Source organism: Streptomyces sp. NPDC046349 (assembly GCF_055587885.1).
In genome coordinates this window covers 79,345-93,412 of sequence record NZ_JBVJFK010000018.1, presented here as the reverse complement: position 1 = coordinate 93,412, position 14,068 = coordinate 79,345, and the positions used below count along the sequence as shown (strand labels likewise).

Annotated in this window: 12 protein-coding genes and 4 pseudogenes; 7 read left to right on the top strand and 9 right to left on the bottom strand. The window is 69.8% G+C overall.

Annotated features, from left to right (window positions below):
• Window positions 1-295: 295 nt before the first annotated feature.
• The 4 genes and pseudogenes from ACZ6JS_RS33335 to ACZ6JS_RS33320 all read left to right on the top strand — a co-directional run bounded on the left by ACZ6JS_RS33335 (window position 296) and on the right by ACZ6JS_RS33320 (window position 2,692).
• A pseudogene (locus tag ACZ6JS_RS33335) lies at window positions 296-726 on the top strand (transposase).
• 244 nt (window positions 727-970) lie between these two features.
• Window positions 971-1,258, top strand: coding sequence for a hypothetical protein (locus ACZ6JS_RS33330; protein WP_469303568.1), 288 nt, complete (start codon window positions 971-973; stop codon window positions 1,256-1,258).
• 247 nt (window positions 1,259-1,505) lie between these two features.
• The gene (locus tag ACZ6JS_RS33325; protein ID WP_469303567.1) at window positions 1,506-1,991 is read left to right on the top strand and encodes an ATP-binding protein; all 486 of its coding nucleotides are present in this window, start codon (window positions 1,506-1,508) and stop codon (window positions 1,989-1,991) included.
• Window positions 1,988-2,692, top strand: a complete 705-nt coding sequence (locus tag ACZ6JS_RS33320) for a hypothetical protein (protein WP_469303565.1) — start codon at window positions 1,988-1,990, stop codon at window positions 2,690-2,692. Before ACZ6JS_RS33325 ends, ACZ6JS_RS33320 begins: the two co-directional genes overlap by 4 nt.
• A 1,162-nt stretch (window positions 2,693-3,854) precedes the next feature.
• Here the strand turns inward: ACZ6JS_RS33320 and ACZ6JS_RS33315 are convergent.
• Window positions 3,855-4,178 carry a hypothetical protein gene (locus tag ACZ6JS_RS33315; protein WP_469303563.1) on the bottom strand — a complete coding sequence of 108 codons (324 nt, stop codon included), beginning with the start codon at window positions 4,176-4,178 and terminating at the stop codon, window positions 3,855-3,857.
• Between the two features lie 298 nt (window positions 4,179-4,476).
• Here ACZ6JS_RS33315 and ACZ6JS_RS33310 point away from each other — a divergent pair.
• Window positions 4,477-5,450, top strand: a pseudogene (locus tag ACZ6JS_RS33310) (tyrosine-type recombinase/integrase).
• 405 nt (window positions 5,451-5,855) lie between these two features.
• Window positions 5,856-6,386: a DUF4352 domain-containing protein gene (locus ACZ6JS_RS33305; RefSeq protein WP_469303562.1), complete on the top strand. Its 531-nt coding sequence runs from the start codon at window positions 5,856-5,858 to the stop codon at window positions 6,384-6,386.
• Between the two features lie 245 nt (window positions 6,387-6,631).
• Here ACZ6JS_RS33305 and ACZ6JS_RS33300 read toward each other — a convergent pair.
• The 6 genes and pseudogenes from ACZ6JS_RS33300 to ACZ6JS_RS33275 form a co-directional block, all read right to left on the bottom strand.
• A pseudogene (locus ACZ6JS_RS33300) lies at window positions 6,632-7,528 on the bottom strand (Tn3 family transposase); the annotation flags it as partial.
• Between the two features lie 59 nt (window positions 7,529-7,587).
• Window positions 7,588-7,962 carry a hypothetical protein gene (locus ACZ6JS_RS33295; RefSeq protein WP_469303560.1) on the bottom strand — a complete coding sequence of 125 codons (375 nt, stop codon included), beginning with the start codon at window positions 7,960-7,962 and terminating at the stop codon, window positions 7,588-7,590.
• 36 nt (window positions 7,963-7,998) lie between these two features.
• A pseudogene (locus ACZ6JS_RS33290) lies at window positions 7,999-8,184 on the bottom strand (ATP-binding protein); the annotation flags it as partial.
• Between the two features lie 40 nt (window positions 8,185-8,224).
• Window positions 8,225-8,407, bottom strand: coding sequence for a hypothetical protein (locus ACZ6JS_RS33285; RefSeq protein ID WP_469303558.1), 183 nt, complete (start codon window positions 8,405-8,407; stop codon window positions 8,225-8,227).
• Between the two features lie 197 nt (window positions 8,408-8,604).
• Complete coding sequence (locus ACZ6JS_RS33280; protein ID WP_469303557.1) at window positions 8,605-9,099, bottom strand: hypothetical protein; 495 nt, start codon at window positions 9,097-9,099, stop codon at window positions 8,605-8,607.
• A gap of 69 nt (window positions 9,100-9,168) precedes the next feature.
• A complete protein-coding gene (locus ACZ6JS_RS33275; RefSeq protein WP_469303556.1) occupies window positions 9,169-11,193 on the bottom strand; it encodes a hypothetical protein in 2,025 nt (674 codons plus the stop codon).
• Between the two features lie 349 nt (window positions 11,194-11,542).
• Between ACZ6JS_RS33275 and ACZ6JS_RS33270 the strand changes: the two genes are divergently transcribed.
• Window positions 11,543-11,869 (top strand): hypothetical protein, encoded by a 327-nt coding sequence (locus ACZ6JS_RS33270; RefSeq protein WP_469303554.1) that lies wholly within the window; start codon window positions 11,543-11,545, stop codon window positions 11,867-11,869.
• A gap of 358 nt (window positions 11,870-12,227) precedes the next feature.
• On the opposite strand, the gene ACZ6JS_RS33265 is transcribed toward ACZ6JS_RS33270, so the two are convergent.
• Window positions 12,228-12,545 carry a DUF4209 domain-containing protein gene (locus ACZ6JS_RS33265; protein WP_469303553.1) on the bottom strand — a complete coding sequence of 106 codons (318 nt, stop codon included), beginning with the start codon at window positions 12,543-12,545 and terminating at the stop codon, window positions 12,228-12,230.
• Window positions 12,546-12,664: 119 nt separating this feature from the next.
• The gene (locus tag ACZ6JS_RS33260) at window positions 12,665-13,909 is read right to left on the bottom strand and encodes a hypothetical protein (protein ID WP_469303551.1); all 1,245 of its coding nucleotides are present in this window, start codon (window positions 13,907-13,909) and stop codon (window positions 12,665-12,667) included.
• Window positions 13,910-14,068 lie beyond the last annotated feature (159 nt).

Sequence of the window (14,068 nt, the reverse complement as noted above, 5' to 3'; positions counted from 1 at the left end):
ACGGACGATCCGCAGCCGGCCGGTATGCGTGAGAATGATCACCCCGGCTGCGGCGAATCGCCGGCGCCCAGGGTGGGCCCCGTAAGCGCCTCAAGTGGACAACCGCCCGAAGGGGTTGCCTGCTGGCACGCATGTGTCTGCCTGGAGCCGGGTTCGTCGAGGACGCGGGCCCCGGGCATACGCCCGTTGGATCACCGGGCCGTCGGAACGCGGCCTGTTCAGGGGTGCCAAACGGCTGGGCCGGCCCCGACGCCTTAGAGCGTGTCCTATGTGGTGAGGTGCCGTTGACGTCGGTATGGGGCGGGGTACTTGGAGTTGGATTGTTCCGGACGGGCTGTGGGAGATCGCGGAGCCGCTGATCCCACCGTCGAGAGTGCGGTCGCAGGGCGGCGGGACGCAGGACACGCCTGATGAGACGCTATTCGCCGCGATCATCTATGTGCTGGTCAGCGGGTGCGCCTGGCAGGCTCTGCCGCCCTGCTTCGGGATATCGAAGTCGACGGCCCACCGCCGGTGCGGATCGGCGTCCGCATCGCCCGCAAAGGCATCGAGTCATCAGAGCGACTCGGGCGACGCAGGTGGGTGATCGAGCGGACCATGTCCTGGTTGACCGGCTACCGCCGACTCAGCCACCGTTACGAGCGCCATCCCCGCGACTACCTGGCCTTTCTCGGTCTCGCGGCAGCCCTGTGCTGCTACAAGCGGCTCGTCCGCCTCACCACATAGGACACGCTCTTATCGAGGCGTAGCACTGCCCGCACCGCTCCCCTCACGCGCGACGGCGCCCCGCCTGCCCTCGGCGACCTTCTCCCGCCCTTCCCACCCGAACAGCAGCAACGGCTGACTGCACTGGGAGGCCCGCCTGACCAAGCGCCCGCTCCCGCCCCCGCGGCCAGCCGCGTGGGGCGGGAAGGAGCCCAGCAAGGCACAGCAGGCATTCCAGCGCGGCCTGACAGCCCTCGCGCAGTGGGTGGAACGGGAAGGCGCCCACCGGCCGGTGCCCCGCGCACACGGCGAGGAGGTCGCGATCGAAGGCGAGGTGGCACCGGTGATCGTGAAGCTGGGCGTATGGGTCTCCAACACCGAAAGCCGACGCGACCAACTCACCACCGACCAGCACGCCGCCCTCACGAAGCTGGGCGTGGTAGCGGTTGTGGCAGAGGTCCAGGGGCCGACCTCTCGGCGTGGTCTCTCCAGGGCAGGCGAGTCACACGCTGCCGGGAAATTCGCGAGGAAAGACCCCCCGGCTCCAGCCTAGAACGCCCCCTGCACGCCTGTGGCGGGGTCTACGTGTTGCCCTGCTCCCGGTGGCGGCACTCCAGAACGATCTTGTCGGCAAAGTCGTGGACGCAGCCACCTGCGAACTCGACACATATGCTCTGACCTGCATGTTTTCTTCCGGATACCTAAGATAGACGTGCACGGGCGACAGCGTAAAAGCGGTGTTGCCCGCGCTTTGGTGACCTGCGCTCACCATGCTCAGGACGTCCCAGGGAGGGTGCTTCATGACCGAATCCGGCAACCCCAGTCAGCCCGTAAACGTGAACGCGTACGACGCCAGTCACATCCAGGTACTCGAGGGCCTCGAGGCGGTACGCAGGCGGCCCGGCATGTACATCGGCTCGACTGGCGAGCGCGGCCTGCACCAGATGGTCTACGAGGTCGTCTCGTACGCCGTCGACGAGCACCTGGCCGGCTACGCCGACGCCATCGATGTCACGATCACTGCGGACGGCGGCATTCGCGTCGCGGACAACGGGCGCGGCCTGCCCGTCGAGGCGCAGGAACCCGCCGGCGAGTCCGCCGTCGAACGCCAGCTGACGGAGCTGTCCTTCGTCCCCAAGCCCCGCACCGGCTACTGGGTGTCCGGCGGCATCAACGGGCTGGGCCTGTGCGTGGTCAACGCGCTGTCGAGCCGTCTCACGGTCGAGGTCCACCGGGCCACCGTTGGACCCAGGAGTACGAGAAGGGCATCCCGATCAGTGCCTTGACGAGGCACGAAGAGAGCAGCGGACACGGCACCGCGATTGTGTTCCTGGCAGACGCCGACATCTTCGAGACCACCTTGTGGTCGTTCGCCACGCTGTCGCAGCGCCTCCAGGAACTGGCCTTCCTCAACGGGGGTCTGGCCGTCTCGCTGACCGACGAGCGTCCGGAGCGGCCGGTCCGCCACCACCACCTTGACGGCCTTCGCGCCTACGTGGCCCACCTCAACCCCTACCCCTCGAGCCTCGTCCACCCCCCCGCCATCGGCTTCACGTCGGAGAACGAGGAGCAGACGATCTCCGTGCAGGTCGCCATACAGTGGAGCACCCTGTCCTCGGGAGAGTTCCGCTCCTTCGCGAACAGCACCCGCACTCATGAAGGCGGCGCACACGAAGTGGGCTTCCGTACCGCGCTCACGTCTGTCGTCGACAAGCACGCGCGCCGTCAAGGGCACATATCCGCAGAGGACGAGGACCTCACGATCGAGGCCGTCCACGAAGGCCTGACCGCGGTCGTGTCCGTAAAACTCGCCCATCCCGTCTTCGAGGGATCCACCAGAACCAGGCTCAGCAATCCCGAAGCGGACAGCTACGTCCAAGAGGTCATCCGCCAACACCTCGCCGACTGGCTGGACCACAACCCGAACGAAGCCGCAGCCATCATCCGCCACATCGTCACTGCCTCTACCGGACGCGGGAAGTGGTGAGGGAGGCTTTCTAGCGCGAGGAAGAGCCCGGCGTCACTGCTATGCCGGATACAAGCCCGCCGCCACCGATCATGGGAATGGTGGACCCGCTGGGACTCGCGATGCTGTGTCGAAGGGGCTGGAGCCGCGACCGCGATGGTGACGGCGGCGACGGCCTGGTCGGCGCCCATCCCGGCGGATTGGACGTCGAGGAGGATCCGGGCGACGTCGATCCCCCGGTCGTCGAGCCGGCCCATCTGGGCGGCGATGTCGGGCCAGGCCGGGGAGGCGAGGATCGCGTCGCGAACCACGCCCTCGGATCGTCGCCTTCAGGAGGTCGGCCCACCGGTCGGTGCCCTCCGCCTTCATCCGGGCCGCGCCCGCCACCACGGCCTGGTGGACTCCGGCGGTTATGCGGCCCATCCGCGGCAGAAACACACCCAGGTCGACACCGGCCTGCTGCAGGCCCACGAGCCGGGCAGGCCAACTGCGGCCAGTCCACACCCTCCATCAGTACGGCCAGGATGCCGTCGCCGAGATGGCCGCGCAGCTGGTCGGCCGACCAGTCCGGGGCCATCTCGGCCGCGTCCTCGCTGAGTTCCTCCTCCTTGCCGGTGAGGCGTTTCTGGGTGGCGCGGCGGACGGCGTCGTTGATGGTCATCACCAGCCGGTAGGCCATCGCCGCGGTCTGCGCGGCTTCGGCGAACGGTTCGGGCTGAGGCGGGTACGTCATCGGCGGAGGGCTCCCTCGAGTACGGGGTCAGCGTGTGCGGGACGGGCCGGGCCAGCCGGGATCGGGGCGCGGGCGGGCCGGTACACCGGTAACGGGCGCAGCCGGCGGCAGGCCACGGGCCGCGGTGCGCACCACCCGGCCGGTGCGCGGCGTGGTGGTCGGGGGCCGATTGCCGCTCAGGGCGGCTGCCTCCCGCAGCAGGACCGCCGCGTCGGCGGCGGCTTTCGCCTGGGCCCGGTAGGCCTGCGCTCGGTGCCAGTCGGCGGCGGCCTCCACCGCCTGAACGAGCGCGATCAGCAGGGTCAGGACGACCGCGGCGCCTCCCCCGCGGGCGGCGCGCGGCGCCAGTTCCAGGGCGCGGGTCGAGGCGCGCCAGCCGGCTCGGGCGCGGCCTTCGAGGGTGCGGGCGCCTGGTGCGCGGGCGGCCTGCTCGAAGGCGTCGGCCGCCGCCTAGACGCGGTCGCACACCACGGCCGGAGCGGGGGCGGCGGCGACGGCGAGGAGGTCGCCGAGGGCTGCGACGTCGCCAGCGCCCTCGTCCTGCCCGGCGCGGCCCAGGAGTTCGGCGGCTTCCCGGATCCGGTGCTCGGCGAGTGCCCAGTCGGCCTCCGTGACGAGCGGGGTCAAGCGTTCCCGGACGCGCGGCAGGGACAGGTCGTAGGCGAGGGTGGATCCCGCGAACCAGACGGGCCGGCTGCCGCGGTCGGCACGGTCCCCGGGCAGCGCGACCGCATACCCGACCAGCGTCCCGTCGTCGTCGCGGCGTTCGCGCACGCGGACACCGGCGTCGCGGAGCCGGTCGAGGAAGTCCGCGTCACCGTGCGCGAGCGCGGCCGCGGTGCGGACGGTGCGCTGCAGGGACTCGGGGTCTGAGGAACATCGGTGTCAGATCGTGCGCTAAGCCTCCGTCGGCCCTGGTGGGCGGCCGGTGGGTCGGCGGCGGCAGGACCGGTCTGAAGTGGTCCCACAGATAACACCCCAATATCTGCGGTAGCTTGATCCGTCACCTGCGGTGACGTTCTCCGGCCGCTACACGAAGCGGCCCTGTTATCTGCGGCAAGGGGGAAGCGTTGTGTCCACCGTCGTGCAGTTGCCGACCGGGAAGGCGTTGACCGTCCGGGCGGCGGCCGACGTGTTCCTCGACTCGCTCGGCAATCCGAACACGGTCCGGAACTACGGGATCGGTGTCGGCAAGACCGCCGAGCGGATCGGCGAGGGCCGGCCGCTGGCGACGGTCGCTGACGACGAGATCGGCGAGGCCCTCGAACTGCTCTGGGGCACCGCGGCGGTCAACACCTGGAACTCCCGCCGGGCCGGGGTGCAGTCCTGGCGGGCTGGTGCCGCGAGCGTGGCTATGAGGGTCCCTCGGTCCCAGCCTGGGCGAAGCGGCTGGCGGTGCCGGATTCCGAGACCCCTGCCCGTTCGAAGATGGCGATCGACCGGCTGATCGCCCGGCGCGAGGTACATCTGCGGGAGAAGACGCTGTGGCGGATGCTCTACGAGACGTCGGGGCGGGCGGAGGAGATCCTCGGCGTGAACATCGAGGAGCTGGATTTCGCCGGGCGTCGCTGCCCGGTGAAGGCGAAAGGCGCGCGGACCAAGACCCGGCGCCGGGGCCAGGCCCGCGAGGACTTCGTGCTGGAGACCGTGTACTGGGACGCCGGCACCGCCCGGCTCCTGCCCCGGCTGCTGAAGGGCCGCACCCGCGGGCCGGTGTTCGTCACCCACCGCAAGCCCGGCCCCGGCAAGGTCGTCAGCCCGCGTGACGTCTGCCCGGACACCGGGTTCGCCCGGCTGTCGTACGGGCAGTCCCGAGCCCTGCTGGACGAGCACACTGCCGTACGCGGGCCTGGCACTGGCTGGGATCTGCACGAGTACCGCCACTCTTCTCTGACCCACCTCGGCGAGCGGGGCGCGTCGCTGCTGATGCTGATGGCGAAGTCTCGGCACAAGAAGCCGGAGAACGTCCGCCGCTACTTCAAGCCGTCCCCGGAGGCGATCGCCGAGCTCACCAGCCTGCTTGCCCCGGGCGACGCGAGACGCTGAGCCGGGCCGGATGGCTCCACGCATCTCAGACACAGTGGCTTGAAGGAGCAGGTACCGGTAAGAACTGTGTCACCGGCTGCGAAGAACGGTGCCGTCCGCCTCTGCGTGGCTGAGGGTGCGCCTCCCCTCACGGCCGACTGCCCCAGACTTCGGTACGGACGACCTGGCCGCCCGGCCTCGACGGACAGGAACGCTCGGTCACCAGGCATCATCGGGCAACACCGCACGGACAGGAGCATCTCCATGGCCACCCCAACCCCGCCGCAGGGACAGCCCCCGCACAATCCCCACCAGCCGCCCTACCCGCCACGTCCTTACGGGCATCAGCCGCCCTACCCGCCGCAGCCCGGGATGCCGCAGGCACCGGGTACTTGGCCCTGGCCGCCACCGCCGGTCAAGCCCGGCATGAGTACCGGAGCGAAGGTCGGCATAGGCTGCGGCGCCATCGTCGGCGCGCTCGTCCTCATGTCCGGGTGCGCAGCGATCCTCAGCGCCGGGAGCGGCAACGGCACAGGCGGCGAGAGACAGACCCGTGCCACCACGCCGTCCGGGGCCTCGTCCGCGTCCACCAAGGCCGAGCCGGCACCCACGAAGGAGATCAACGAGACTCCGCCGGTCACGCTGACAGCGGAGAAGGCCGTATTCAAGCCGACGTCGCTGCACGACGGCAGCGACTACACATCGGTCCAGGTCACCGTCGTCAACAACTCCGATGACACGGTGTCTGTCAACCCGCTTTACTTCGAGGTCACGGACTCCGACGGCGTCAAGCACTCTGCGGAGATCTTCGGCGCCGACGACAACCTTCAGGCAGTCAAGCTCTACAAGGGCGAGAAGGTCACCGGCACCGTCACCTTCAAGGGCAAGATCACCCCCGCGAAGGTGTACTTCCGCAAGTCCGGCTTCGGCACCACCTACAGCGCCCCCGTCAAGTAGTGCTGCCGCACGGAAGGGCCGGACCCAAAGGCAGTGGGTCCGGCCCTTCCGTATTCTCCCAGCCCGGCTGGCCGACTCGTCGATGGTCCGTCAGGCAGATCGGCCGAAGACGCGCGCGGGCCACCTCCACCCAGGTCGGCGACCGATCGTGCTTGTCCAGCATTCTGTTCACCAGTCCAGGTAGTGGTGAGCGCGTCAGCCGAGACCCACAAGCGGAACCGTCGCTACCGTGAACCACTGTTCCGGTGGCCCCCACGGCCGTACTTCAGCGCGTCCACCCCGCCGATGACCGGGGTGTAGCCGACGTTGCAGCCGTGGGCGACCAGGAGCGCGGCGATCGTGACGTGCAGGTCCTTCAGGCGGGCCTCGCCGCCGGTGACCGAGGTGAACGCCTGGTCGGCGCAGGTCCAGGAGAACACCTCCAGCAGCACCTCCGGCAGGTCCACCCGGGGCAGGATGGCGTTCACCGCCGCCCGCAGGTCCAGCAGGGAGGCCGGTTCGGGCTCCGGCTCCAGCGCGGCGAAGTGCAGCCGGCCGTCGTCGTCGAAGACGATCTGCGCGTTGTCCGGCAGCCGCCCGGCGACCTCCCGGTACGTGCCGTCCAGCAGCCCAGCCCGCGCCGCCAGGTGCTCGCCCGCCTCGCCAGGCAGCCCGAGCGAGGCCAGCACGGTCGGCCGGGCCTGCTCCCACGCCTCGCCGTCCAGCAGCTTCGCCCGCGGATCGCCCCACTTCGAGGAGTTCTTCGCGAACACCTGCTTGCTCCGCAGCATCCGGTGCAGCTGCTCCAGCATGCAGAACGTGTACGCCTTCCAGTCCACCGTGCCCGGCTCCAGGTGCGGGGCCGACAGCACCAAGCGCCTCCATGAGCCAGCCAGCAGGCCGGTGTCGATCTCGGCCGGGCCGACCTTCTTGCGGCCCATCAGGTCCGGCAGCGAGTTGAGGGCAGTCAGGACCGGGAGTCCTTCCGGGGTGGCGCCGAAGTCGACGACTTTGACCAGGAGCTTCAGGAACGGCCGGACGGTGCCGAACCGGCTGACCAGCATGGACCGCCATGCCTCGTCCGCGTCGGAGTCCAGCGGCGGGGTCAGCTCGAACAGCGCGGCGATCGCGGCGGCCAGCTCGTGCCGGGGCACGACCGCCTGTGGACGGTCACTCATTTCCCCAGGGCTAACTTCACGTAATTCCCCAGGTGCTGGCCTCGTCAGCGGTCGATCGCCCAGGGAGCGTCTGTGGGTGGGACACCTGTTGTGAGGACGTGGCTGACGATCCGCATCGCTTCTGCCAGAGGCACGGTGTCCTCGTCGGGATACTCGTCGTGCTGTCCGTTCGCCAGGACGAAGCCGCTGCTCGAGCTGCTGGTGCCGGGGCTGAGGGCGTGCTCGCCGGGATCGGCCTCGTCATCGAGGAGCATGACCATCGCGCGGTCGGTGTTGCTGATGATGGCCAGGGAACGGCCGCGCGAGCTGGTGAGCCAGGTCTCGAGGTGTCCGGCTGCGATCCGTTCTTGAAGTACGTCTAGCGCCGTGGCGGCCGAAGCGGGCACGGCGCTGTCGGTGAAGATCCAGGACTCGACCATGTGCACGACCCTCTCACATAGTCTGAGTTGGTCGTTCTAGCTGGTCGGCGGCTTGTCCGTCGGGTTCTTGGGGCGCTTGTTCGGGCGGTAGCTGGGGCCGTTCATGATGACCTGGTGGCTGGTGTTGATGAGCCGGTCCAGGAGTGACTCGGCGACGACGGGGTTGGGGAAGAGGGGACACCAGTCGCTGGGTGCCCGGTTGCTGGTGACGATCATGGTCCGTCAGGCGAGCGCGCGGAGGGAACCGGTCCCGGCCATGCAGTCACCGTGCATCGTCGTCGGTGTCCTCAACCGCGGGGGGCTCCTTCCAGGTCAAGGTGTCCAGCGGCCGCGGCAGGTTCCGCGCCGCGCCGGGCACGGCCCTCGTCACCGCGGACGCCTCGTCGCTGAAGAGCGCCCCGAGAGTGCCCGGAGCTGCCGAGCTTGCGGTCTTCGTAGTGGTCATCTCGTCCCCCTGATTCGTCCCGGGCCGAGCCCGGCTGAAGGCCGGCGCCCAGGCCGGCTGCGAAAGCGTATCCAGTATCCGAACTGCGGCCCGAGGAGATTCCTTCGGGCCGCTTCCCGTGGTCTGGTCCTTCAGTGCGCCCGACCCGCGGCCTGCCGCTCGCTCTCACCTTGCGAACACACAGCGGATCCCGATCTTCACCGCTCGTCTGTCGCTTCATGTTCCCCTCTCGGAGACCACCACACCGGTCGCCGTGGGCGACTCATGTCGGACACGTAGCGCGTTCGTCCGTTGAGCGCCGGGTCGGCGCCGCGGCCGGCGACCGTGTTGGCGATGTGGGCCATCTCGTCGAGGACCATCGTGGTCGGTCCGGGCGCCACCAGTACGACGTCAACGGCAGGTCCCCTCTCCCGGACCGTGCGGGCCAGGCTGTGGAGTTCGGCGTGTTCGAGGTGGCGCGCTCGGAGCTGGTTCTCGTCCATGAGCATGCTCACGAGGCCGGCCGCGGTGTCCGCGAACAGTCCGGACTTCTTCTGGGCAGCTTCCGGGCCGAGTTCACGGCCTTCGACGGCGTGCAGGGCGCGCCTGAGCACGGCGGCGCGCTGGTCGGCATCGGCGTCGGCCGGCAGCGGAGCCTTCCCCCGTCCGAGGGGGCCTATGAACGCGGCAGCGTCTGCCAGTTGGTCGCTCATCGTACGGTCACTCCTTCAGTCGCTGTGGCGGTGATCAGGCCTGGTCGAGGTGGGATTCGTACCAGGCGGTCAGCTGGGCGGGGTCCTGTGGAATGGACCTGACCAGGCGCAGGAGCCGGTCGCGCACGGGGTGCACCTCCGTGCGGGCCAGAGCGGACAGGTCGGCGGTGCGCAGGGCGGCGGTGCCGGCGAGGTGCCGCTCTTCGAAAGTGCGAGCGCCCGGGAGGCTGTCGGCGGCGGCGAGGTAGCGGGTGACGAACGGTCGAGCGCGGTGCGGTGGGCGGCGAGGTGACGGAGGTAGGAAGGGGTGTCGACGGTCGCAGTGTTGGCGGCTTCCCCGTGGTGGGGTGAGGGCAGCGCGCACCACTCGCTGATGAGAGCGGTGAGGGTGGCCGGGGTTTCCGGGTGGGTGCCGCCTCGCCAGTGGCCGTCGTCGGCTCCCTGGAGGGAGCCGACGCGTTCGTGAAGGCGGCCAAGGACGCTGGCGAAGGCGAAGAACCGCAGGACGTAGTCGGCTCCGGCGATGACGGACCGGGGCGTCGGCTCGTGAGACACCGGTGCGGGCAGCAGCAGGCGCTGCTTGCGGTGTTCTCGCTGGAAGGGCAGGCAGACCGCGGCCTCGATCGCGGCGTGTTCGGCGAGCAGGACTGCGGCGCTCTGCGAGGGCGCCGCCTCTCGCTCCCATTCCACGGTGTCGTCCTCGTCGGCGAGGTCGTTCAGCCCCAGTTCGTCCAGGCTGACGCGGTAGACGCCGGTGGTGGTGGCGGTCAAGGTCAGGGTGCCGTCGCGGTCGGGCAGGGGCCGGGTGTGCTGGAGCGTGCCGTCGATCCTGCTCCGGGTCCATTCGGGGCGACCGGCGGGGCGGGTCGCGGCGGCGAGGGCCCAGTCGAGGAGGTGGATGAGCTCGGTCCGGCCGGCGTCGGCGAGGTCAGTGCGTGAGGTGGCCGAGGGCTGGCCGGCAAAGCGGCTGCCCAGGCGCTGGAGGGCTTCCCCGGGGAGGTCGGTGACGGTCTCGGCGCCTGGCGGGAGGCAGGGGTCGGCTCCGTGGACCGTGCCTTCGGGGTAGGTGCGGCAGGTGCCGGCCCAGCCGCCCGCGGCGTACACGCTGGTGTGGGCGGGGTCGGCGAGGACGTGGGTGGCGACGTCGAGAACGTGCTCGGCGGCCTGGACCAGGACGGGGTGCGTACTAAGTCCGGCGATGCGGCAGAGGGCGCGGGCGGGGGGGTGGTCGGCGGTGCCGGAGGGTGCCCGGGCGGGTTCGGTCTCAGTGAGGAGGTCGAGGACTGCCCTGCGGGGGTCGGCGGGGCCTTGGCCGGGGAGCGGCCCGGCGGGCCACAGGGCGAGGGGGAGGGACCGGGAGGTCCACAGCGGCTGGACAGTAGGGGTGGCCTCGCACGCCTCGATCAGGTGGAGGTCATCGTGGTGTCGGGTGATGAACAGGTGGACGTGTCCGCTGATGCGGGTGAGGGGGTCGAGGAGCCGGATCCTGCGCAGGGTGGCGGACAGGTGGTCGGCGAGGCCGGCGAGTTCGGCGTCCTGGGCGGCGGTGTACTCGGGTTCGCGGCGGAACTGGGGGATCCAGTGCGGCATCAGGCTGCTCTGGTCGGCAGCCCGGCGTCCGAGCGCGACACGCCAATCCGTCTCGCTGATGCCGTCGAGCACCACACGCGTGCCGGGCAGGGTCAGGGCGATCCCGTCTGGGCAGTCGGCCCAGCGCATGCCGGCGACGCCGCCCCCGCCTTCCCGGAATGCGAGGGCGTCGATCCACTGGTCCAGCTGGGAGGGCGCGATGCGCACCACCAGTTCGTCGGGGCGGGGCGTGAGGCTGCGGATGCCGAACGGGCCGCCGGCGAGGGCGGGGCGGTGGCGGCCGTAGACGGTAATCAGCGCCCGGAAGATCCGGGCCTCGCCCCGGACCTGGTCGGGCGCGGGAGTCGGGATGAGGTGCTCGGCGTCGGCCAGTGCGGCTCGGGCCGTCTCTTCGGATTCGCCCGTGGCCATCTGGCGCAAGGCAACCGGGGGAACGGCTGTGTCGGCCGTGCGCAGGCCCTGCTTCAGGGGCGGGTACGAGGCGAGGGTGTCAGTGTGGGTCACGTGCTGCTCCCGCTGTGAGGTCCGCTGTCACCTGGTACAGGTGTGCGGACGGGACGCGGTGTGACAGTCGGAGCGGACAAATTTGGGAAGGACGTTCGGACGCTGGGGAACGCTGTCCTATGCCATTGATCCGGGACCGGTTGCCACTGAAGTTGGACCACTCACGAGCAGCCAGGAGATCTGCCGTAGGGAGGGGGCATCTGGAAGAGTGCCGCGGTGACGACGTACGGCTGGCTGAGTTTGGACGATGCGGGTAGTTAATTCGGGTGGATCCCGCATCCGAGGTGCCGGCGGCAGGGGAACCTAGCGGTGCCGGATTCTCCGGCATCTTCGTATCCGGAGGAAATCTATGCGCCTTCGTCCCGTCCTGGCCGCAGCGGCTGGAGCCCTGCTGATCACTGTGTCGGTGCCGAACTCCGCTTCCGCAGCGACCGGCGAGTTCCAGTACCGAGGCCCGCTCCTCGGCTCCCACACCCTCATCGACCCGCCCGACCAGGAGTGCATCAACATCGGGGAGGCCACCAACCTTCTCCCGGCCCAGTCCCCGCGAAACCTCACCACCTCGACCGCCACGATCTTCCTCGACTTCGACTGCGACGGCGACACCTTCACCGTCCTGAACCCGGGCCAGACCGGGGGGATTCTGGTCAAGTTCCGGTCAGTCGTCTTCAGCTGACCGCCCTGACCGGTAGGCCCTGAGCGGGCATCACCCGGTCACCCTGCACCCACCTCAGGCCACTCCAGAAGCACCCCGGCGCCACATCGGCTGCGGCTGCGCTCACACGTCCAGCAGCAGCTCGTACGACGACGCTGCACCACCTCTGGAACGGTCAATGCCCGACTGGAGCCCCGGCACAATGTCCGGGGCTCCACACCAGCGGCTGCGCCCCGTGCCGACCTGCGGCTTCCGAACATTCCAACTTCGCAGTCACGAAGTTCGGTCGTCCAACTTCGATGGCAACCGATCCAGGTTCGATGTCGGAGAACAAACGCGGTGGTTTCCGAGGCGCCGAACGGACGGGCCGGATGGACGTTCAGGGGGTGGGTGCGGCGGTGCTTCGATGTCCGTGGGCGTGGCTGAGCAGATACAGCGCGGCCTGGAGGATGAGTGCGACGCGGTGCTTGGGCGGGGTGTCGATCAGGCCGTGGCAGACGTCGTTGCGCAGGTTCATGCCGCGGTCGGAGTCGACGAGGAGCAGTTCCAGGGCGCGGCTCCAGTCCTGCGGGTACCCGGCAACCGGCATGCTGCGGATGAGTCCGCCCAGCTGGTCGACGGTCCCGGGGGTCTGTCCCTTGGACACGGACACGATCGAGACGCGGGATCGCAGGAGCTGGCGGAGGATCTGCTCCACCTGGGGCAGGGCGATGCACGCCGCCGCGTCGAGTTCTCCCAGCCAGAAGTACCCGAAGGCATCGGCCAGGATCCGGGCGCGCGCCGGCGGCAGGACGGCTTCGTGGACCAGGGCGCCGGTCAGCTCGGCCGCGTCCGGGTCGAAGCGCTCCTGAATGCGGTCGAGCTGTTCGGCGACGAGGTGTCCGAGGAGTTCCAGTCCGAGGGCCTGTAGCTGGACGAGGTGGTCGTCGTCGGCTTCGACGGGTGGGGCGACCTGGATGGGGCCTGCGGTGTTGATGCGCGTGCGCGGGAGCCGTAGCAGGCCGTCGAGTGCGGGTCCTGCTCGCGCATAGCCGGATGGGGGTCCTGCGCGGTTCGCCACAGCGCCTCGGTCAGGTCGGTGGCGTCGTCGATGTGCGCTCGGGCGCCGGCGAACAGACCTGGTGGGAGGGTGAGGGGGTGACCGAGTCGGGTCCATCCGAGGGACTCGGGGTCGGTCTGCTGCAGGGCCATCTCGGCACGCACTCTCAGCTCGGACAGGCCTCGGTCGCGTGCTTCGGTCGCCGCCCGGATCAGGAGGTCGTGGCGACGGAACCCGGTGTCGGCGTCGGCAGCGTCGAGGAGGGCGTTGACGATCGTGGTGTCGATGGCGGGTCGGCGGTCCTCGGGCGCCTCCTCGCGCAGCAGCTTGAGGAAGTCGACGTGGGTGTTCACATCGTGGGCGTAGCGATGTGTGGCGCGTTCTGCGAGGTCCGTCATGTTGTAGCGCTGCACGCGCAGACCGTCCAGAAGGCTGGCCACGATCCGGGAATCGTCTTCGGGATAGGCAAGGACGCGTTCGGCCAAGGCTGCGGTGTAGTCGGTGACGCGTTTACACAGCTCGCTCTGGTTGAAGGTCCGGGCAAGGTCACCAGCCCAGCGCAGGCAGTCGGTCGCGGCCTCCAGGCCGGCGAAGCGTCGGGGGGTGGCCAGGAGCAGCGGTGACGCGTCCAGGTATCCGGTGGCCGCGCCGCGGATGTGATCGGGCTTGCGGCCGTGGCCCGCGATCAGGAGAAGGTGATGGAGGCGGCCCCGGACGAAGGGGTGGCCGGCGGCGTCGGCGTATGTTCTCCAGATCTCCAACTGGTCGGGGGTGGCCTCGGACAGGCTCACCATCCACCCCCGCCGCGGTTGGCTGGGGAGCGGCGCAGCGAAGTCCTGAGCCCTGCCGGTGCCGGAGAGCCGAAGTCGCAGCGCGGACAGCAGCGCATCGCGCTGGTGTGCGGTGGTCTCGTTGGTGTCGAGGTCGGCGGCCGCGAGTACGCGGGCGATGGCCTCGTAGGAAGTGGCGTCCTGGGCCGCTTCCTTGAGGGCGGCGAGAACACTCGGTTCGACCTGGGGCACGGGAGCCTCACTTCCTTCGTCGCCAGTATCGGCTCGACGCGGGACCGGGCCCACCGCTTTTCCCAGTTGGGTCTGCTCGGATCGGTGTACCGGCGTTGCTGCTTATGGACGCGGCGGCGCCGGTGCCGGTGTGAAGTGCGCGCCAAGGTTCTGCCGCTG

Excerpts from the sequence above, each read along its gene's own strand:
- ACZ6JS_RS33325 (WP_469303567.1), top strand. The coding sequence starts at position 1,506 with ATGACCGAATCCGGCAACCCCAGTCAGCCCGTAAACGTGAACGCGTAC.
- ACZ6JS_RS33305 (WP_469303562.1), top strand. The coding sequence starts at position 5,856 with ATGAGTACCGGAGCGAAGGTCGGCATAGGCTGCGGCGCCATCGTCGGC.
- ACZ6JS_RS33295 (WP_469303560.1), bottom strand. The coding sequence starts at position 7,962 with ATGGTCGAGTCCTGGATCTTCACCGACAGCGCCGTGCCCGCTTCGGCC.
- ACZ6JS_RS33285 (WP_469303558.1), bottom strand. The coding sequence starts at position 8,407 with ATGACCACTACGAAGACCGCAAGCTCGGCAGCTCCGGGCACTCTCGGG.
- ACZ6JS_RS33280 (WP_469303557.1), bottom strand. The coding sequence starts at position 9,099 with ATGAGCGACCAACTGGCAGACGCTGCCGCGTTCATAGGCCCCCTCGGA.
- ACZ6JS_RS33270 (WP_469303554.1), top strand. The coding sequence starts at position 11,543 with ATGCGCCTTCGTCCCGTCCTGGCCGCAGCGGCTGGAGCCCTGCTGATC.